This is a genomic window from Streptomyces sp. NPDC041970 (assembly GCF_055588985.1).
Window position 1 is genome coordinate 14,055 of record NZ_JBVJCD010000030.1, and the last position, 18,784, is coordinate 32,838.

Sequence of the window (18,784 nt, forward strand, 5' to 3'; positions counted from 1 at the left end):
TCCGGCGCGTGGACGGGGCGCTTCCGCGTGCCGCCTGCGGCGCCCCCGCCGTACGCCGCCGCCCGCGCCCCCCGCGTGCGCCGCTCCCGGCGCCGGGCGCCGGGCGCCGGGCGCCGTCGCCCCCGCCGTACGCCGCTGACGGTGCCGCCGCCCGTCGCGTACGCCGCTGAGAGTGCCACCGCCCGTCGCGTGCGCCGCTGACGGTGCCGCCGCCCGTCGCGTACGCCGCTGACGCTGCCGCCGGGCAGCGGGCGGGCCCGGCTCACTTGGCGTCCGCGTACCGCTCCACCACCGCCGTCGTGAACGGGAACCGTACCGGCGTCGGGCCGAAGGCGGTGCGCCCCGCCAGCTCGCCGGCCGCGCGGATCGCCTCGCCGACGGCGGCGGTCTCCTCGGCCGGGCAGTGCACGATCACCTCGTCGTGCTGGAAGAACACCAGCTCCGCCCGCAGCCCCTGCGCGTGGAGCGACCGGCGCAGCGCGGCCAGGAGCAGCAGGGCCCAGTCGGCGGCGCTGCCCTGCACCACGAAGTTGCGGGTGAAGCGGCCCCGCGCCCGAGCCGGTCCGCCGTCCGGCGCCGGCCCCCCGTCCTCCTGGGGCAGTCCCGCCTCCTCGTCCTGGCCCGCCCCCGCCACCGGCGGGCTCGTCCGGCCGAGCCAGGTCCGCACCACGCGCCCCTCCTCGCCCGCCCGTGCCGCGTCGTCGACGTACGCGACGGCGAGGGGGAAGCGGCGGCGCAGGGCGGCCAGGTTCTTCAGCCCGTCCCCGGACGTCTGGCCGTAGACCGCCCCGAGCAGGGCCAGCTTGGCGTGCTCGCGGTCCCCGTGGAACGCCCGGTCGGACAGGGCCGTGTAGAGGTCGCCGTCGTGGCCGGCCACCTCCATCAGCCCCCGGTCCCGCGAGATCGCCGCCAGCACGCGGGGCTCCATCTGGTCGGCGTCCGCCACGACGAACCGCCATCCCTCGTCGGCGACGACGGCCTGCCGGAGCACCTTGGGGATCTGGAGGGCCCCGCCGCCGTTCGTCGTCCAGCGGCCGCTGACCGTGCCGCCCGGCTGGTACTCCGGGCGGAAGCGGCCCTCGCGCACCCAGTCCTGGAGCCAGCTCCAGCCGTGCGCCGTCCAGATCCGGTACAGCTTCTTGTACGCGAGGAGGGGGGCGACCGCCGGGTGGTCCAGCCCCTCCAGCTCCCACCGCCGGGTCGACTTCACCGCGATCCCGGCCCGCGCGAACGCCTTCACCACGTCGGCGGGGAGGTCGGGGCGGACGCGCCGCCCGAACGCCGCCGACACCTCGTCCGCCAGCTCGGCGAGCCTGCGGGGCTCGCCGCCGCCCGCGTACCGCTCGCCCAGCAGCTCGTGCAGCAGCTCCCGGTGCACGTCGGCGCGCCAGGGCAGCCCCGCCCGGTGCAGCTCGGCGGCGACCAGCCGGCCCGCCGACTCCGACGCGGTCAGCAGCCGCATCCGGTCCGGGTGCTCCGCCGCGCCGTGGCGGCGCATCTGGTCCGCGTAGACCCGCAGCAGCCCCTCGAACGGCACTCCGGGGCCGGCGGGCGGGTCGAACAGCGAGGACTGCGCGCCCGGCTCGGCGGACCGGACGGGCGGATCGGGCGGTACGGGGGCGTGGTCGAGCCGGGCCAGCGCGGCGGCCGCGGACCGGGGCTCGCCGAGCCGCCCCTCGTGCCCGAGCAGCAGCAGCTCGGCGCACTCGACGTCGTAGCACCGCTCGACCCGCACCCCGGCGGCGAGCAGGCGCGGGTAGACCTCGACGGTCGACCGCCACACCCAGCGCGCCACGCCGGGGCGGGAGCGGACCGCCTCGACGAGATCGGGCTCGGCGACGACGGGGCCGGCGGGCGCGCCGTCCCCGCCGAGGGGCGCGAGCAGCGCGCCGCCCCCCTCGGCCGGGGCCAGCGCCCACCGTTCGGTCATGGGCGCGAGTCTGGCACCCGCCACTGACAGAACCCCGGAACCGGCCCGGCGCCCCGGCACACCGCCCCCCTACCCTGGTCCGATGGAATCGGTGATCGACCGGGCGTGCGCGGCCGCGCTCTACGCGGAGGGCGACGCGGCCCTCGACGCGGGGGCCTCGCTCCTCGCCGCGGCCCCGGAGGCCGACGCCGAGGCGCACCGGCGCGGCGAGGAGTTCGTCCGCCGGGCGTGGGAGCGGGGCTGGCACCCCGCCGACCTGGTCCGGTTCGTCCGGCGGGAGAGCGGCGACCGGCAGGCGGCCCTGGCCGCGACCCTGGTCGCCGCCGAGACCGCCCGGTACGCGGAGCTGCCGCCCCGCTGGCGCCGGCAGCTCGCCGAGCTCCCCGCCCCGCTGCCGCGCAACCGCCCCGACCGGTTCTCGTACGCCGGCGACCTGCTGGCGCTGTACCGGCTGCTGCTGCGGCTGCCCGTCGTCGAGCCCGTCGGCCCGCCGCCCGGCGCCGCCGACCGGCCGCACCGGCCGCCCGCCGCCGGCGAGCCCCGGATGCTGACCCGCATCCGGGCGCTGCTGGCCAAGGCGGAGGCGACCGGCTTCCCGGAGGAGGCCGAGGCGCTGACCGCCAAGGCGCAGGAGCTGATGGCCCGGCACAGCGTCGACGACGCCCTCCTCGCCGCCCGTACGCACAGCCGCGAGACGCCGGACGCCTGCCGGATCGGGGTGGAGCCCCCGTACGAGAGCGCCAAGGCGATCCTGCTCGACGCCGTCGCCTCCGCGAACCGCTGCCGGGCGGTGTGGAACAGCGACCTGGGCTTCACCACGGTCGTCGGATTCGAGGCGGACCTGGAGGCGGTCGAGCTGCTGTTCACCTCCCTGCTCGTCCAGGGGACGGCCGCGATGACGCGCGCGGAGGCCGGTCAGCGCGCCGGGGGGCGCAAGCGGACCAAGACCTTCCGGCAGTCGTTCCTGCTGGCGTACGCCCAGCGGCTCGGCAACAGGCTCGCCGAGGGCGCCGAGCGGGTCACGGCCGCCGCCGGCGCGGACACCGCCGGGGACGCCGCCGGGGGGCTGCTCCCGGTGCTGGCCGCCCGCGACGTCGCGGTGGCCGAGACCGCCGAGCGGATGTTCCCGAGGACCACGACCGCCCGCGTCCGCGGCGCCACCGATCCGGACGGCTGGACGCAGGGGGCCGAGGCCGCCGAACGGGCCCGTATGGGCGACGCCCGCCGGAGCGCCCACCGGGACCCCGGCGGCCCGCGGGGCGGCGACCTCATGGCGTAGGCCCGGCTTGTCCTGGTTTGCGGCTAGGCTCGGCCCATGAGCTGGCTCCGGGCGCTGAAGGTGACCGCCCGCTCGGGACTGGAGATCGAGCGGCAGCGGCTGGAACCCCTCATCGCCTTTCGCGGCGCGGTCGGCCTCGCCATCGTCATCGGCGGCTGCCTCGTGCTGTTCGGGCCGGAGATCGCGGTGAGTTCCGCGTTCGGCGCGTTCCAGGCGGCCCTCGCCACCTTCCAGCGCAGTTGGCGTCCGCGTCCGGTCCTCGCCCTGGTCTCGGGCGCGAGCCTCGGCGTCTCCACCTTCCTCGGTTACGTCAGCGGCTCGCACCTCGTCCTGTTCCTGGCCCTGCTGGGCGCCTGGACCTTCTTCGCGGGGCTGGCCTGGTCGGCGGGGCCGACCGGCGGCATCATCGCCGCGTCCAACGTGGCCATCATGCTGGTGACGATCACCCTGCCCACCTCCGTCGTGGACGCCGCCGCCCACGCGGGGATGATCGCCGTGGGCGGGGTGGTGCAGGCGACGCTCATCGTGCTCTTCCCGATCCGCCGATGGGGCGCCCAGCGCGACGCGCTCGCCGACGCCCTGGCCGCCGAGGCCGACTACGCCCGCCGGCTGCGGCACGACCCGGTCGCCCTCTTCGACCCGCTGCCGCTGATGACCGCCCGCAGCGCCGCCGCCGTCACCCCGCGCCAGGCCCGTCACCGCCCCGCCGAACTGCACGGTGCGCGGGGCATCGCCGAACGGCTGCGGCCGGTGCTGGCCTCCCTGGCGGACCCGGCGGTGGGGGCGCCCGCCGACGGCCTGGAGCGGGCGTGGGTGAACGAGCTGCTGGGCGCGGCCGGCTCGGTCCTGGACGCCGCCGCGCGGGCGGTGCGCCACGGCGAGCCCGTCCACCTCTCCGCCACCGACCTGGGCGTCCTGAAGACCCCCGACAACGACGTGATCCTCGTCGGCCCCGCCCGCCGCGCCGCCGACCGGCTCGCGGCCCTGCTCGACGACGTACTGGAGATCGCGGAGGGCACCGGGACCGACAACGGCATCCCCTCCGACCTCGCCCCGGACACCCGCCGCCGCCCCACCCTGCTGGGGCTGGTGCCGGTGGTGCTCCGGACGATGCGCCGGGAGCTGCACCACAAGTCCCCGATCCTGCGCCACGCGATCCGCAGCGCGGTGGTCGCCGTCTCCGGGTACTTCCTCGGGGCCGCGCTGCCGCTCGGCCACGGCTACTGGGCCCCGATGACCGCCGTGATGGTGATGCGCCCGGAGTTCTCCCAGACGTACGGCCGCTCCGTGGCCCGGTTCGGCGGCACCCTGGTCGGTGTCGGGCTCGCCACCGCCATCATGCAGACCGCCCACCCCGACGCCCGGCTCTGCGCCCTGCTCGCGGTGGTCTGCGCGGGGCTGATGTACTGGCTGATGCGGACCGGGTACGCGGTGGGGCAGGCGTGCGTCTCCGCCTACGTCGTCTTCCTGCTCGGCATGGGGCGCGACGACTGGTCCCAGACCGTCACCGAGCGCATCGTGCTGACGCTGGTCGGCGGGCTCCTCGCGATGATCGCGTACGCCCTCTACCCGGCCTGGGAGACCCCGCGCCTGCGCAACCGGCTGGCCGACTGGCTGGTGGCGGACGGGCGGTACGCGGCCACGGTCGTCGAGCAGTACGCCGACCCGGCGGCCCGGCGCGGCGAGGACGTGCGGGCCGCGCTGATCGCCACCCGCGAGGCCCGCGTCGCCTGGCAGGAGGCGCTGGCGACCGCCCAGCACGAACCCGTGCGCCACCGGGGCATCTCCCGCGCCGCCGCCACCGACGCCCAGCACGCCCTGGCCCAGTTGGGCCGGTCCGCGATGCTGCTGGAGGCCCACCTGCCCTCGGCCTCGGCGGACCCGGTGCCCGGCGCCGCCGAGCTGGCCCGCGCGCTGCGCCGGGCCACCGAGAAGGGCGCGAAGGCGGTACGGGAGCGCCGGCTGCCGGACTGGCAGGCGGTCGCGGACGCGGTGGCCCAGTGGGACGCGCGGAACACCCCGGAGGAGGAGAAGCCCGCGGAGCCGGCGGCCGAGAAGCCCGCCGACGCCCCCGCCGGGAAGCGAGCAGACGCCCCCGCCGGGAAGCCCGCCGACGCCGAGCCGCCCGCCGAGGAGTCGCCGGACGGACCGCCCGCCGAGAGCCCCGTGGGGCCCGCCCCCGCGCCCGCCACGGGCGATCCGGTCGTGCGCCGGGGCGGGGCGCTGCTCCTGGAGGCGCTGGAGGAGTTCACCCGCGCGCTCGACGAGCGCGGCGGCAGCACCCGCATCAGCAGCACGCTCGCCGGGAGCTGACCGTGTGCGCCGGCGCTCCGAGGGCCGTGGCCCGCCGTACGTCCTACGGGGTGGGCAGGTCCGGGAGGCCGGGGAGGGAGGGCAGGTCGGTCGGGAGCGCGCCCGGATCGGCCTTGACGAGGGTGTCCTTGATCCCGCCGTCCCACGCGACGACCAGCTTCTTGCCGTCGACGGACTCGATCGCGCCCATGGTGCGGGCCTTGTCGCCGCCGGGGCAGGTGAGCGCCAGCATCGGCTCGCCGCCCATGGCCTTCACCTCGCCCTGGCACACGGACCGGTCGGCGACGAGGGCCGCCTTGCCCGCGGCGACGGACACGGTGACGCTCTTGCCGTCCGTCAGCCCCGCCCAGGTGCCCTCCAGCGCCGCGGCGTCCACGCCGCCGCCGCCCTCGGTCGGCTCCCCGGAGGGCGCGGCGTCCCCGCCGGGCGTGGCGCTCGCCGCGGCGTCCTTGCCGGAGTCGTCGGCCGCCTTGTCGCCGCCGCAGGCGGTCAGGGCCCATGAGGCGGTGAGAGCGGCGGCGACGACGGCGCCGGTGCGTACGAACCTGGTCACGTGGAGTTCCCCCTTGGCTGGTTTTCCGTCGAAAGCCCGCGTCACGTTACCAAGGTCGGGCCGATCAACTCCGGTAAGAGGGAGCGGAATAGACGTGCCGTACGTCTCTCTGTGAGGAGTGCGCGAGCGCCCGCCTAAAGTCTGTAATCAAAGGAACACCCGGCGTGCACGTGCATCTGCTCATGCAGTGGCATATGAACACAGCTATGATCCGAGCTAGTCGACACTTGCACCTTGCAACTCGGGGAGCGTCCTGTGCACCACGTGTACAACGGCATGGCGGCCACAGAGCTTCGCGGGGTCGTCTGGCAGAAGAGCAGGCACAGCAACTCCCAGGGATCATGTGTGGAGTTCGCGAAACTGCCCGGAGGGAATGTGGCGATGCGCAACTCCCGCCATCCCGACGGGCCCGCCCTCGTCTACACGCCGGCCGAGATCGAAGCGCTGCTGCTCGGCGTCAAGGACGGCGAGTTCGACCACCTGGCGACCGGCGGCTGAGTGCGCCGGACCGGCCCGCCGGCCTGCCCGGACCGGTCGGCCGCGGTCTCACGCGCCCGGCCGGACGCTCTCCGGGAGCCGGAAGAGGGCCCAGACCACCTTGCCGTACAGCGGCCCCGACGGCGGATCCCCCAGCGGTACGGGCGAGGGGTGCCAGCCCCAACCGTCGCTGACGCACTCCACCAGGAAGAGCCCGCGCCCGGATTCCGCCGAGTCCGCCGCCTCGCCCGCCACCGGGCTCCGCCGGCTGGGATCGCGCACCGCGCACACCAGCCGCGAGGTCCAGCGCATCAGGTGCAGCCGCACCGGCGGGTCCGTGAACTCCCGCGGTTCGTCCGGCAGCGCGTGGCGCAGGGCGTTGGTGACGAGCTCGGACACCACCAGGGCGACGTCGTCGAAACGGTCGCTCAACTGCCACCGTTCCAAGGTGGACCTGGTGAACTTCCGTGCTCCGCCCACTGCTTCGTAACAGGAGGGCAGAGCGCAGGACGCGGAGCCGGCTACCCCGGAGGGGTCGGTCGGGGGAAGCCCCTGCCGTAACGGCTCGAGCATCGTCGATCCATTCGTCCCCATACGAGGCACTCCCGGGATTCGCGGCTGTAGCGGCACTGCCTGTAGCGGTACTGCGGGGGGTACAGCGGCACAACACGAGCACGCAGGTGCGCAACGCCATGGTTCCGAATGCGCAGAGCAGATGCAAGGGCAGATGCACGTGCACGCGCCGGACCTGCCCGATACCGTGGTGGTTCTTGGGTATTTCTTCCCGAGGGCAGTTTCGGAGCTTTCAGGACGTCTTCCCGTTTCCGTAATCGAATGAGTACGGGCTGAAGCGTTTTGGTGGCAGAATCCGGCACTCGGGGAGCGGGGGCTCCGAGTGCCAGGTAGGCGATGGGGAGGGTCGGACCAGTGTCGGCAGGCGAGTCGAGTGGATCGGTGGTGCGGCGCATCCTGCTGGGCTCTCAGCTCAGACGGCTGCGGGAGTCGCGCGGCATCACCCGTGAGGCGGCCGGCTACTCCATCCGCGCCTCCGAATCGAAGATCAGCCGCATGGAGTTGGGACGGGTGAGCTTCAAGGCCAGGGACGTGGAGGACCTGCTCACGCTCTACGGCGTGGCGGACGAGGCGGAGCGCGCATCCCTTCTCGGGTTGGCCCGCGAGGCCAACGTGGCGGGGTGGTGGCACAGTTACGGAGACGTGCTGCCCGGCTGGTTCCAGACGTATATCGGTCTGGAGGGCGCCGCCTCTCTCATCCGTATCTACGAAGTCCAGTTCGTCCACGGGCTGTTGCAGACCGAGGCGTACGCCCACGCCGTCGTGGAGCGCGGAATGCGCGGAGCCTCGGCGGCCGAGATCGACCGCCGGGTGGCGCTGCGCCTGGAGCGGCAGAAAGCCCTCGTCTCCGAGCGCGCCCCGGCGTTCCACGCCGTGCTCGACGAGGCCGCGCTCCGCCGCCCGTACGGCGAACGCGACGTCATGCGCGGTCAATTGCGGCATCTCATCGACATGTCGGAGCAGCCGAACATCACGCTCCAGGTGATGCCCTTCAGTCACGGCGGCCACGCCGGCGAGAGCGGCTCTTTCACGATGCTGCGTTTTCCGGAATCCGATCTGTCGGACATCGTCTATCTGGAGCAGTTGACGAGCGCGCTCTATCTGGACAAGCCCGAGGAAGTCGCGCAGTACGAAAAGGCCATGACCGCCCTGAGCCAGGACAGCCCCGCGCCCGAAGAGAGTCGGGATCTCCTGCGCGGTCTGCTCCAACTGACCTGATTCATCAGTACGATGACCCCACATCAGGAGTCTGCGAACGCCTGCAGTAAGGGATTGCATGTCCTTCCGTGAACTGGCCCACCAGTACATCGACGGCGAGTGGCTGACCGGCAGCGGCTCGTGGGACATCATCGATTTCAATCCCTACAACGGCGAGAAACTGGCCTCCATCACCGTGGCCACCGCGCTGGAGGTCGACCGGGCCTACCGGGCCGCCGAGCGGGCGCAGCGCGCATGGGCCGCCACCAACCCGTACGAGCGGCGCGCCGTCCTCGAACGCGCGCTGCGCGTCACCGAGGAGCGCGCCGAGGAGATCGTCGAGGCGATCGTCGACGAGCTGGGCGGCACCCGGCCGCGCGGCCGGTACGAGGTCGACGCCGTGAGGGAGGTCCTGCGCGAGGCGGCCGGCCAGGCGCTGCGGCCGACCGGCCGGCTGCTGCCGGCGGTGGGCGACGGCAAGGAGAACCGGCTCTACCGGCTGCCCGTCGGGGTCGTGGGCGTGATCAGCGCGTTCAACTTCCCCTTCCTGGTGACGATGAAGTCGGTCGCGCCCGCCCTGGCGCTCGGCAACGCGGTGGTCGTCAAGCCGCACCAGAACGCGCCCGTGGTCGGCGGCGGGCTGGTGGCGAGCGTGTTCGAGCAGGCCGGACTGCCGGCCGGGCTGCTGAACGTCCTGATCACCGACAGCGCCGAGATCGGCGACGCGTTCATCGAGCACCCCGTGCCCAAGATGATCTCCTTCACCGGTTCGGACCGGGTGGGCCGGCACATCGCCGCCACCGCGGCCGGCCTCTTCAAGCGGACCATCCTCGAACTGAGCGGCAACAGCGCCCTGGTGGTGCTGGAGGACGCCGACGTGGAGTACGCGGTCCGGGCGGCCGTCCACAGCCGCTTCCTGTACCAGGGCCAGGTCGGCATGGCGGCCAACCGCATCCTGGTGGACCGGTCGGTGGCCGAGGAGTTCACCGAGCGGTTCACCGCCGAGGTGGCCGCCCTCAAGGCCGGGGACCCGAGGGACCCGGAGACCAGGATCGGCCCGGTCATCAACGCCTTCCAGGCGGACGCCCTGGACACCCTGGTCGAGCGCGCGGTGGCGGACGGCGCGACGGCGCTCGTGCGGGGCAGGACCGTCGGCAACGTCGTCGGGCCGACCGTCCTGACCGACCTGCCGGAGGACTCCCCGCTGCTGACGCAGGAGATCCTCGGCCCGGTGGCCCTGCTGATGGTGTTCGACGGCGAGGAGGAGGCCCTGCGCATCGTCAACGACAGCCCCTACGGCCTCAGCGGCGCCGTCCACACGCGGGACGTGGAGCGCGGGGTGCGGTTCGGGCAGCGCGCCGTCACCGGCATGTTCCACGTGAACGACTCCACGATCCAGGACGACCCGCTGGTCGCGTTCGGCGGCGAGAAGACCTCCGGGACGGGGCGGCTGAACGGCGAGGCCGTGGTCGAGGCGTTCACCACCCAGAAGTGGATGTCGATCCAGCACGGCCGCACCGTCTTCCCGTTCTAGCCGCCCGACCGGCGCCCCGCGGCCCTCGGCCCGCCCGACCGGCGCCCGCGCCCCGGCCCGTGCCGTCCGCCCCGCATACCGCCGCCCGCTCCGTACCCCACCGGGCGGCTACCCTAGTCAAAGTTGAGTAGGGTGCCTGCCGCACGGGCGGCCCCGGATGGGATGGGTGGATGTCCGCGATCCGGCTGCTGGTCCTCGGCGCCGTGCGTATGCACGGCCGCGCGCACGGCTACCAGATCCGCAACGACCTGGAGTACTGGGGCGCGCACGAGTGGTCCAACGCCAAACCCGGATCGATCTACCACGCGTTGAAGCAGATGGCCAAGCAGGGGCTGCTCCTCGCGCACGAGACGGCCCCCTCCACCGCCGGCGGCCCGCCGCGCACCGAGTACGAGGTCACGGAGCGGGGGGTGGAGGAGTACCGCGCCCTGCTGCGCGACGCCATCCGCTCCTACGACCGGGGCATGGACGTCCTCTCGGCGGCGATCGGCTTCATCGTGGACCTGCCCCGCGAGGAGGCGGTGGCGCTGCTCAGGGAGCGGATCGCGGGGATCGGGAAGTGGCGGTCCGCCGTCACCGAGTACTACACCCCCGAGGAGGGGCCGGAGTCCCTCGGCCACATCGGCGAGATCATGAACCTCTGGGTCCACACGGCCGACGGGGGCGCGCGGTGGACCCGCGGCCTGATCGAACGCATCGAGGGCGGCGCGTACACCTTCGCCGGCGAGGGCGACCCGTTCGTCGGGGTGCTGGCCGACGGTGAGGAGAACCCCTACGCGCCGGGCGGCGCCGCCTCCGGGAAGCGCGACTAATCAAGTTTGACGAATGAGGGATCGGGGTCTATCTTCGTTCTGCTAGTCAAGTTTGACTACAGAGGGGCGGAGAGCGTGACCGAAGCGATCGTCATGGACGGCGTGCGGAAGAGGTACGGGGAGAAGCGCGCGCTGGACGGGCTGGACCTCGCGGTCCGCGCCGGCACGGTCCACGGGGTCCTCGGCCCCAACGGGGCGGGGAAGACCACCGCCGTACGGATCATGTCCACCCTGCTGCGCCACGACGCGGGCCGGGTCGTGGTGGCCGGGCTCGACGTCCGCGAGCGGGCGCGCGAGGTGCGGCACAGGATCGGACTGCTCGGGCAGCACGCGGCGGTGGACGAGCAGCTCGGCGGGCGGCAGAACCTGGAGATGTTCGGCCGGCTGTACCACCTGGGCGCGCGCCGGGCGGGCAGCAGGGCGGACGAGCTGCTGGAGCGGTTCGGCCTCGCCGACGCCGGGCGCAAGGCCGTCAAGGAGTACAGCGGCGGGATGCGCAGGCGGCTCGACCTGGCCGCGTCGCTGATCACCGAACCGCGGGTGCTGTTCCTGGACGAGCCGACGACCGGCCTCGACCCGCGCGGCCGGGCCGAGGTGTGGGACGCGGTGCGGTCCCTGGTCGGCGGCGGCACGACGGTGCTGCTGACCACGCAGTACCTGGAGGAGGCGGACCAGCTCGCCGACCGGATCTCCGTGATCGACGAGGGCCGGTCGGTCGCCGAGGGCGCCCCCGACGAGCTGAAGGCCCGCGTCGGCGGGGACCGGATCGACGTCGTCCTGCGCGACGCCTCCCGGCTGGCGGAGGCGGCCGCGCTGCTGGGCGGAGCGGACGCGGTCCTGGACCCCGACCGGCGGCTGATCGGCGCGCCCGCCCCCGACCGGATGGCGGCCCTGACCCGGACCGTGCGGGCGCTGGAGGAGGCGGGCATCGAGGCGGAGGACATCGCGGTGCGCCGCCCCACCCTGGACGAGGTGTTCCTCGCCCTCACCGGAGGGCGGGCGGACGGGACCGGCCGACCGGCCGGCGGACAGGCCGCTCCCGGCGGCCGGAAGGCGGAGGCGGCGGCATGAGCGCGACGACCACGGCGCCGGAGGCGCACGGCGGGGTCCCCTCGCGGCTCGGCTGGGCGGTGGCCGACTCCTGGACGATGACCCGCCGCGAGCTGGCGCACTGGGCCCGGCAGCCCGTCCAGGTCGTCGTCGGCCTGGTCTTCCCGGTGATGCTGCTCCTGATGTTCACCTATCTGGTCGGCGGCGGCCGGGGCGTGGACGGCGACCCCACCGAGTACCTGGTCCCCGGAATGCTCGCGCTGACCATGGCCTTCGGCCTGGAGAGCACGATGCTCGCGGTCACCCAGGACCTCGGCAAGGGCGTCATCGACCGCTTCCGCTCGATGCCGATGGCTCCGGGCGCGGTGCTGGTGGGCCGCAGCGTCGCGGACATGCTCCAGTCGACGGCCGCGCTCGTGGTGATGGCCGGCGTGGGGTACGCGGTCGGCTGGCGCTGGCACGACGGGGTGGCCGCGGCCCTGGGGGCGGTGGGACTGCTGCTCCTGCTGCGGTTCGCCATGCTGTGGGTCGGCATCCACCTCGCCATGGTGGCGGGGAGGCCGGAGCTGGTCTCGGCGGTCCAGATCCTCGTCTGGCCCGTCGGCTTCCTCTCCAACGCGTTCGCCGCGCCCGCGTCGATGCCGGACTGGCTGGCGGCGGCGGTCGAGTGGAACCCCATGTCGGCCACGGCCACCGCCGCGCGGGACCTGTTCGGCAACCCCGGCGGCGCGTCCGGCTCCTGGGCCGCCGAACACGCCCAACTGCTGGCGGTGCTCTGGCCGCTGGCCTTGATCGCGGTGTTCTTCCCGTTGGCGGTGCGCGCTTTCGGGCGGCTGAGCCGGTAGGCCGCGTGCGGCCCCCGCCCCGTGGCCGGCGCCTCCCGCGGCCGGCTCCGGGGCGGTCCGTAGGATGCGCAGGGCCGCCGTGCGCCAGTGGAACCAAGGGCGTTCACCGGGCGTTGATAGTTTGGAGCGGCCACGCAGCCGCCCTCGCACACATCCTGGAGCCCGGACCCTTGAATACGCTTGCGCTCGGCCCGAGCTGGCTGGACCCGGACTATCTGCTCAACACGTTCGGGCTCCCCGGCCTCCTTCTCATCGTCTTCGCCGAGTCCGGACTCCTGATCGGCTTCTTCCTGCCCGGTGACTCCCTGCTGTTCACCACCGGGCTCCTGGTGACCACCGGCCAGTTGAAGTACCCGCTCTGGCTGATCTGCACCCTGATCGCCGTCGCCGCCATCGTCGGCGACCAGGTGGGCTACCTCTTCGGCCGCAAGGTCGGCCCCGCCCTCTTCAAGCGCCCGGACTCCCGCCTCTTCAAGCAGGAGAACGTGGAGAAGGCCCACGAGTTCTTCGAGAAGCACGGCCCGAAGTCCCTGGTCCTGGCGCGCTTCGTGCCCATCGTGCGCACGTTCACGCCGATCATCGCGGGCGTCAGCCGGATGAACTACCGCTCCTTCATCACGTACAACATCGTCGGAGCCATCCTCTGGGGCGTCGGCGTGACCGTGCTCGGCGCGATGCTCGGCAAGATCGACTTCGTGCACGAGCACATCGAGATGATCCTCATCCTCATCGTGCTCGTCTCCGTGGTGCCGATCGTGGTCGAGGTGCTGAGGGCGCGCGGCCAGTCCAAGAAGGCCGCCGCGGCGGACCGGCAGGGCGGCGAGCCCTTCCCCCCGGCGGGCGGCGACGGCCCGGCCGCCGGCCAGCGCGGCCGCCACGCCAAGCGCTGACCGGCGCCCGCGGACCGAGACAGCGGAAGGCGCCCCTCCCCGCACCGGGAAGGGGCGCCTTCCGGCCGTCCGGGCGGCCCGCCCGTCCCGGCTCAGAACCCGCGGGTCCGCTTCGCCGCCCGGCGGCTCGACCCGCCCACCGCGCCCGGCACCCGCATGAACAACCGGGAGATCTCGCTCCCCAGGTTCACCCCGATCGCGATGGCCAGCGCCGTCGCGACCGCCGTCGACAGCGAGGTCAGGCCCCGGTTGACCTCGCCCTGCGCCACGCCCAGCAGACCGAAGTACGTCGCCGAACCGGGCAGCAGCGGCCCGATCGCCGCCGTGATGTACGGCAGCGAGGACGTGTACCGGTAACGCGAGAACAACTGCCCGAACAGGCCCACCAGACCGGCCGCCACCGCCGTCGCCGCGACCGGCGAGATGTCCGCGGTCCGGGCCATCGCCCCGAAGACGATCCACGCGACGCCGCCGTTGAGGGTGACCGCCACCACGGTGGAGCGCTCCTGCTGGAGCAGGATCGCGAAGGCCAGGCTCAGCGCCATCGACGCCAGGATCTGGAGCACCGGCCGGTCGTTGGGCACGAACTGGGCCTCGGGGTTGAGCGCCGCCCCGAGCTGCAACCCCAGGTAGAGGACGAGCAGCACGCCCGCCACGATCCCGATGAAGAAGTACATGACCTCCAGCAGCCGGGCGGAGGCGGTGATGTAGTAGCCCGTCAGCCCGTCCTGCACCCCGGCCACCAGCGCCCGCCCCGGCAGCAGGGCGAACAGCCCACCGGTGATCACGGCGGACGGGCGGACCTCCGTCGAATGGGCCAGCGTCAGCGCCACGCCCATCGCCGCCGGGGGCATCGCCGCGACCGTGAACTGGTAGAACTCCGGCAGCCCGCGCCCGGCGCACAGCCACGCCAGCCGGTCCCCGAGCATCGCGCCCGCCGCCGCCACCAGGAAGACCAGCACCCCGCCGCCCACGAGCACGGACGCCGCCCCCGCCAGCAGCCCGGCGGCGGCCGTCAGCACCCACCCCGAGTACGGGTGGCGGTTGCGGCGGATCTCCGCGAGCCGGCGGTAGGCCTCCTCCAGGGAGACCTCGGTGTCCGTGGAGGTGATGTCGTCGACCAGCCGGAAGACGGCGGCCAGGCGGGTGTAGTCGGTGCCCCGGCGGCGTACGGTGCGGCTCGCCGTCACCGGATCGTCGACCAGCGACGGCTGGTGCGAGATCGACAGCAGCGTGAACGTGACCGTGGGCTCGCTGCGGTCGAGGCCGTAGGACCGGGTCACCGCGAACATCGCCGCCTCGACGTCCTCCGCCCCCTCGCCGCCCGCCAGCAGCAGCTCCCCGATGCGCAGCGTCAGGTCGAGCACCCGCGGCACCGCGGGGCCGGTCTCGTCGTCGGTGCGCTGGACGCTGTCCGGGGCCGGGCGCTCGGTCACCGGCATCCGCAGCATCGTGCGCATCCGGTCCTGCCAGGGCGCCTCCTTGGTCAACCGGACCATCGGAATGCCCTGCGCCGGAGTGAACGCGGGCGGCGCGTGCTGGGCGCTGTACGTCCTCGGCGGGGCGAAAGCGGAACTCAGCGTGTCGGAGTTCCCGCCGCCCCCGGACCCCCCGCCCGAGGCGGACGGGCCGCCCGCCTCGGCGTGCACCCCGGTCGGCAGCGCGAACTCCGACGTCGGGTGGTCGTCGTCGGGCGGCGGGGTCGGCTGACTCGTCCCCGCGGGCGGGACGAAGGCGCTGCGTGCCTCGTCGGACTGGGGCTTCTGGTCCTCAGGACCGCCCGATTCCGCCACCACTCGACCTCGTTCCCCTCGACTGAACACTCCCGGCCGCACGTGTGCCCAGTATGGCCGGGGGCATGGGCCGTGCACGCGCGGGAGTGCGGGCAGCGAAACGGGCGGCACACCCGTGAAGGTGTGCCGCCCGTTCCCGTACGGCCGTCCGGCTCACAAACGGAACCGGAAGCGTGACGTCAGTGCGCGCCGCCCTGCGCCTCCAGGCGCTTGTACGAGGCCTCGATCTCGGCCTCCGCCTCGGCGCGGCCGACCCAGTCGGCGCCCTCGACGGACTTGCCGGGCTCCAGGTCCTTGTAGACCTCGAAGAAGTGCTGGATCTCCAGCCGGTCGAACTCCGACACGTGGTGGATGTCGCGCAGGTGCTCCACCCGCGGGTCGGACGCCGGGACGCACAGCAGCTTGTCGTCGCCGCCCGCCTCGTCGGTCATCCGGAACATGCCGATCGCACGGCACTTGATGAGGCAGCCGGGGAAGGTCGGCTCGTCCAGGATGACCAGCGCGTCCAGCGGGTCGCCGTCCTCGCCGAGGGTGTTCTCGACGAAGCCGTAGTCGGCCGGGTAGCTGGTCGAGGTGAAGAGTCGACGGTCCAGGCGAATCCGACCGGTCTCGTGGTCCACCTCGTACTTGTTCCGCGACCCCTTCGGGATCTCGATGGTGACGTCGAACTCCACGGGTGGCTCCTCCATGATCAACACATACGACGGGTGATTAAGTGTCCCTCACGCAGAAGAGTGCTCGCGAAAGGGGCTGGTCGACGGTGGCCGAGCCGGAGGGAAGACCGTCGGGCAGCCCGTCCGGCCCGTGGCGCGGGCTGACGGCCCCGAGGACCGGACCCCACGGGTCGTACACCTGGCAGGTCGTCGCGGGCTCCGCCGCGCTCGGCCTGGCCGTCGCAGCCGGCGCCGTCATCGCCGCCGGCCCCTGGGACAACGGTCAGCGTAAGGCCGAGCGGCGGTCGGCCGCCGCCGCCGACCGTACAGGTGGCGCACATCACGGCCGCGCCACGCCGGAGGGGCCCGCCCCGGCCCCCAGCGCCCCGCCCGTCCTCCCCGCGCTCGGCGGCGCACGCGGCGCCTCCCACGACCCCGCGGCCCTCCGCGCCGCCCTCGCCCCGCTCGTCGGCGCGGCCGGGCTGGGCGACCGGGCCGCCGCGTCCGTCGTCGACGCCGCCACCGGCGAGCAGGTGTACGGGCACGGCGCCACCACCCCGATGACCCCGGCCTCCACCGTCAAGATCGCCACCGCCGCCGCCGCGCTCTCCGCCCTCGGCCCCGACCACCGCATCGCCACCACCGTCCGGCTCTCGCCCGACTCCCGCACGCTCACCCTCGTCGGCGGCGGCGACCCCACCCTGGACCGGGCCGCCCTGCGCGCCCTGGCCGCCTCGGCCGCCGCGGCCCTGCGCGAGGGCGGCCGGACCTCCGTACGCCTCACCCACGACACCTCCCGCTACACCGGCCCCGAGCGCCACCCCATCGGCCCCAACGACAACATCGCCCCCGTGGTCGCCCTGATGGTCGACGAGGGCCGGCTCGACGGCTCCGACCGCGGCCCCGCCCCGCGCTCCGGCGACCCCGCCGGGGACGCCGCCCGCGCCTTCGCCGGCCACCTGGAGCGGGCGGGCGTCCCGGTCGCCGGCGAGCCCCGCGAGGCCCGCCCGGCCGCGAAGGCCCGCACCGTGGCCACCCACCGCTCCGCCCCCCTGTCCGCACTCGTCGAGCGGACCCTCACCAACAGCGACAACGACATCGCCGAGGCCCTCGCCCGGCAGACCGCCGTCGCCGGGGGCGAGAGCGCCGACTTCGCCGGAGCCCGGCGCGCCGTCACCGCCGAGCTGAAGCGGCTCGGGGTCCCGGTGGCCGGCGCCCGCCTCGCCGACGGCAGCGGCCTGGACCGCCGGGGCCGGGTCACCGCCGCCCTCCTCACCGCCCTCCTCGCCCGCGCCGCCGACCCCGGACGGCCCGAGCTGCGCCCCGTCCTCACCGGCCTCCCGGTGGCCGGCTTCAGCGGCACCCTCGGCAGCCGGTACACGGGGAAGTCCGGCGGCGCGGGCCTGGTCCGCGCCAAGACCGGCACCCTCACCGGCGTCAACGCCCTCGCCGGGACCGCCGTCTCCCCGCGGGGCCGCCTCCTCGCCTTCGCCTTCCTCTCCCGCGGCGCCCCCTCGGCCCCCGAGGCCGAATCCGCCCTCGACGCCCTCGCCACCGCGCTGACCCGCTGACCCGAGGACCCGCCGTGCGCCGGGGGGCGGCACCCGAAGAGCGGTGCACGACCCCACCACCGGGCGACGCGCTCACGTACGGTTGACGCATGACGAGCTTCGGTGGGGCCGAGATGGTCGACTGGAACCTCGCGGTGGCTACCGCGACCCGACTCGTGCGGCCGGGGCCGGAGATCAGCCGCGAGGAGGCCCGCGCCGTCGTCGCGGAGCTGCGCCGCCACGCCCGCGCCTCGGAGGAGCACGTGCGCGGCTTCACCCGGATGATCCCGGAGGGGACCGAGCCGGAGGACACCCCGGTCCTCGTCGTGGACCGGGCCGGGTGGATCAAGGCCAACGTCGCCGGCTTCCGCGAGCTGCTGGGCCCCCTCCTCGCCAAGATGGAGAGCCGCCGCTCCGGCAAGCCGGGCGGCGCGGTCGTCGGCGCGGTCGGCGGCAAGGTGACCGGCGTCGAGCTGGGCATGTTGCTCTCGTTCCTCGCCTCCCGCGTGCTCGGCCAGTACGAGACGTTCGCCCCCGCCGCCCTGCCGCACGGCTTCGGCGCCGGGCGGGCCGGCGGCGCCTCGCCGCTGCCGGCCGCCTCGAACGGCGGCCGGCTCCTGCTGGTGGCGCCCAACATCGTCCACGTGGAGCGGGAGCTCGGCGTCGACCCGCACGACTTCCGGCTCTGGGTCGCCCTCCACGAGGAGACCCACCGCACCCAGTTCACCGGCGTGCCCTGGCTCCGCGACCACCTCCAGGGCGAGATCCAGACATTCCTCGACGAGACCGACGTCGACCCCATGACCTTCCTGGAGCGGCTGCGCGAGGCCGCCCAGTCCCTGTCCGGGGCGGGCCGCCCCGAGGGCGAGCGGGGCGAGGGCGGCGGCCGCAGCCTCGTCGACCTCGTGCAGAGCCCCGCCCAGCGCGAGGTGCTCGGCCGCCTCACCGCCGTCATGTCCCTGCTGGAAGGGCACGCCGACTACGTGATGGACGGCGTCGGCCCCGAGGTCGTCGGCTCCGTCGCGGAGATCCGCGAGAAGTTCCAGCAGCGCCGGGCGCGCGGCGCGAGCCGCCTCGACCAGGCGCTGCGCAGGCTGCTCGGCCTGGACGCCAAGCTCCGCCAGTACCGCGACGGCGAGAGGTTCGTCCGCGCGGTGGTCGACGAGGTCGGCATGGACGGCTTCAACCGGGTGTGGACCTCGCCCAACACCCTCCCGACCAAGGCCGAGATCGCCGCCCCCGCCGAGTGGGTCGCACGGGTGCACCGCACGGCCGATTCCTGACCCCCCGCCGCGGGCGCATGGATATCGGCCTCCAATCACCCATCCGAGGGAC

The 18,784-nt window shown here is 74.3% G+C and carries 16 protein-coding genes; 11 read left to right on the top strand and 5 right to left on the bottom strand.

What is annotated here, in order from left to right:
• Positions 1-262: 262 nt before the first annotated feature.
• Positions 263-1,930, bottom strand: coding sequence for a bifunctional 3'-5' exonuclease/DNA polymerase (locus tag ACZ6EJ_RS16575; protein ID WP_469267809.1), 1,668 nt, complete (start codon positions 1,928-1,930; stop codon positions 263-265).
• Between the two features lie 82 nt (positions 1,931-2,012).
• On the opposite strand from ACZ6EJ_RS16575, the gene ACZ6EJ_RS16580 reads away from it, so the two are divergent.
• Both ACZ6EJ_RS16580 and ACZ6EJ_RS16585 read left to right on the top strand, forming a co-directional pair.
• Complete coding sequence (locus tag ACZ6EJ_RS16580; protein WP_469267810.1) at positions 2,013-3,209, top strand: DUF2786 domain-containing protein; 1,197 nt, start codon at positions 2,013-2,015, stop codon at positions 3,207-3,209.
• A 36-nt stretch (positions 3,210-3,245) separates the two neighbouring features.
• Positions 3,246-5,522 (top strand): FUSC family protein, encoded by a 2,277-nt coding sequence (locus tag ACZ6EJ_RS16585; protein ID WP_469267811.1) that lies wholly within the window; start codon positions 3,246-3,248, stop codon positions 5,520-5,522.
• Positions 5,523-5,565: 43 nt separating this feature from the next.
• On the opposite strand, the gene ACZ6EJ_RS16590 is transcribed toward ACZ6EJ_RS16585, so the two are convergent.
• Entirely contained in the window at positions 5,566-6,075 is a 510-nt protein-coding gene (locus ACZ6EJ_RS16590) for a hypothetical protein (RefSeq protein WP_469267812.1), read from the bottom strand.
• A gap of 255 nt (positions 6,076-6,330) precedes the next feature.
• On the opposite strand from ACZ6EJ_RS16590, the gene ACZ6EJ_RS16595 reads away from it, so the two are divergent.
• Positions 6,331-6,573 (top strand): DUF397 domain-containing protein, encoded by a 243-nt coding sequence (locus ACZ6EJ_RS16595; protein ID WP_056793446.1) that lies wholly within the window; start codon positions 6,331-6,333, stop codon positions 6,571-6,573.
• A 48-nt stretch (positions 6,574-6,621) separates the two neighbouring features.
• Here the strand turns inward: ACZ6EJ_RS16595 and ACZ6EJ_RS16600 are convergent, their stop codons facing one another.
• Positions 6,622-7,125 carry an ATP-binding protein gene (locus ACZ6EJ_RS16600; protein ID WP_469267813.1) on the bottom strand — a complete coding sequence of 168 codons (504 nt, stop codon included), beginning with the start codon at positions 7,123-7,125 and terminating at the stop codon, positions 6,622-6,624.
• 354 nt (positions 7,126-7,479) lie between these two features.
• Here ACZ6EJ_RS16600 and ACZ6EJ_RS16605 point away from each other — a divergent pair, with 354 nt between their 5' ends.
• The 6 genes from ACZ6EJ_RS16605 to ACZ6EJ_RS16630 all read left to right on the top strand — a co-directional run bounded on the left by ACZ6EJ_RS16605 (position 7,480) and on the right by ACZ6EJ_RS16630 (position 13,453).
• Entirely contained in the window at positions 7,480-8,343 is an 864-nt protein-coding gene (locus ACZ6EJ_RS16605) for a helix-turn-helix domain-containing protein (protein ID WP_469267814.1), read from the top strand.
• 58 nt (positions 8,344-8,401) lie between these two features.
• On the top strand, positions 8,402-9,856 hold the full coding sequence (locus tag ACZ6EJ_RS16610; RefSeq protein ID WP_469267815.1) for an aldehyde dehydrogenase family protein: 1,455 nt from the start codon (positions 8,402-8,404) through the stop codon (positions 9,854-9,856).
• Positions 9,857-10,026: 170 nt separating this feature from the next.
• The gene (locus ACZ6EJ_RS16615) at positions 10,027-10,668 is read left to right on the top strand and encodes a PadR family transcriptional regulator (protein ID WP_469267816.1); all 642 of its coding nucleotides are present in this window, start codon (positions 10,027-10,029) and stop codon (positions 10,666-10,668) included.
• A gap of 75 nt (positions 10,669-10,743) precedes the next feature.
• Positions 10,744-11,739, top strand: a complete 996-nt coding sequence (locus ACZ6EJ_RS16620) for an ATP-binding cassette domain-containing protein (RefSeq protein ID WP_469267817.1) — start codon at positions 10,744-10,746, stop codon at positions 11,737-11,739.
• On the top strand, positions 11,736-12,563 hold the full coding sequence (locus tag ACZ6EJ_RS16625; RefSeq protein ID WP_469267818.1) for an ABC transporter permease: 828 nt from the start codon (positions 11,736-11,738) through the stop codon (positions 12,561-12,563). Before ACZ6EJ_RS16620 ends, ACZ6EJ_RS16625 begins: the two co-directional genes overlap by 4 nt.
• A 170-nt stretch (positions 12,564-12,733) precedes the next feature.
• Positions 12,734-13,453 carry a DedA family protein gene (locus tag ACZ6EJ_RS16630; protein ID WP_469267819.1) on the top strand — a complete coding sequence of 240 codons (720 nt, stop codon included), beginning with the start codon at positions 12,734-12,736 and terminating at the stop codon, positions 13,451-13,453.
• A gap of 92 nt (positions 13,454-13,545) precedes the next feature.
• Here ACZ6EJ_RS16630 and ACZ6EJ_RS16635 read toward each other — a convergent pair whose 3' ends face one another.
• Positions 13,546-15,249, bottom strand: a complete 1,704-nt coding sequence (locus tag ACZ6EJ_RS16635) for a threonine/serine exporter family protein (RefSeq protein WP_469267820.1) — start codon at positions 15,247-15,249, stop codon at positions 13,546-13,548.
• A gap of 176 nt (positions 15,250-15,425) precedes the next feature.
• A complete protein-coding gene (locus ACZ6EJ_RS16640; protein WP_003968257.1) occupies positions 15,426-15,920 on the bottom strand; it encodes an inorganic diphosphatase in 495 nt (164 codons plus the stop codon).
• A gap of 86 nt (positions 15,921-16,006) precedes the next feature.
• Here ACZ6EJ_RS16640 and dacB point away from each other — a divergent pair, with 86 nt between their 5' ends.
• Complete coding sequence (dacB, locus tag ACZ6EJ_RS16645; protein WP_469267821.1) at positions 16,007-17,470, top strand: D-alanyl-D-alanine carboxypeptidase/D-alanyl-D-alanine endopeptidase; 1,464 nt, start codon at positions 16,007-16,009, stop codon at positions 17,468-17,470.
• 89 nt (positions 17,471-17,559) lie between these two features.
• A complete protein-coding gene (locus ACZ6EJ_RS16650) occupies positions 17,560-18,732 on the top strand; it encodes a zinc-dependent metalloprotease (protein ID WP_469267822.1) in 1,173 nt (390 codons plus the stop codon).
• The last annotated feature ends 52 nt before the right edge of the window (positions 18,733-18,784 follow it).

Bases quoted from the DNA above. Each gene is read 5' to 3' on its own strand.
- ACZ6EJ_RS16575 (WP_469267809.1), bottom strand. From the start codon at position 1,930: ATGACCGAACGGTGGGCGCTGGCCCCGGCCGAGGGGGGCGGCGCGCTG.
- ACZ6EJ_RS16580 (WP_469267810.1), top strand. From the start codon at position 2,013: ATGGAATCGGTGATCGACCGGGCGTGCGCGGCCGCGCTCTACGCGGAG.
- ACZ6EJ_RS16585 (WP_469267811.1), top strand. From the start codon at position 3,246: ATGAGCTGGCTCCGGGCGCTGAAGGTGACCGCCCGCTCGGGACTGGAG.
- ACZ6EJ_RS16600 (WP_469267813.1), bottom strand. From the start codon at position 7,125: ATGCTCGAGCCGTTACGGCAGGGGCTTCCCCCGACCGACCCCTCCGGG.
- ACZ6EJ_RS16610 (WP_469267815.1), top strand. From the start codon at position 8,402: ATGTCCTTCCGTGAACTGGCCCACCAGTACATCGACGGCGAGTGGCTG.
- ACZ6EJ_RS16615 (WP_469267816.1), top strand. From the start codon at position 10,027: ATGTCCGCGATCCGGCTGCTGGTCCTCGGCGCCGTGCGTATGCACGGC.
- ACZ6EJ_RS16625 (WP_469267818.1), top strand. From the start codon at position 11,736: ATGAGCGCGACGACCACGGCGCCGGAGGCGCACGGCGGGGTCCCCTCG.
- ACZ6EJ_RS16650 (WP_469267822.1), top strand. From the start codon at position 17,560: ATGACGAGCTTCGGTGGGGCCGAGATGGTCGACTGGAACCTCGCGGTG.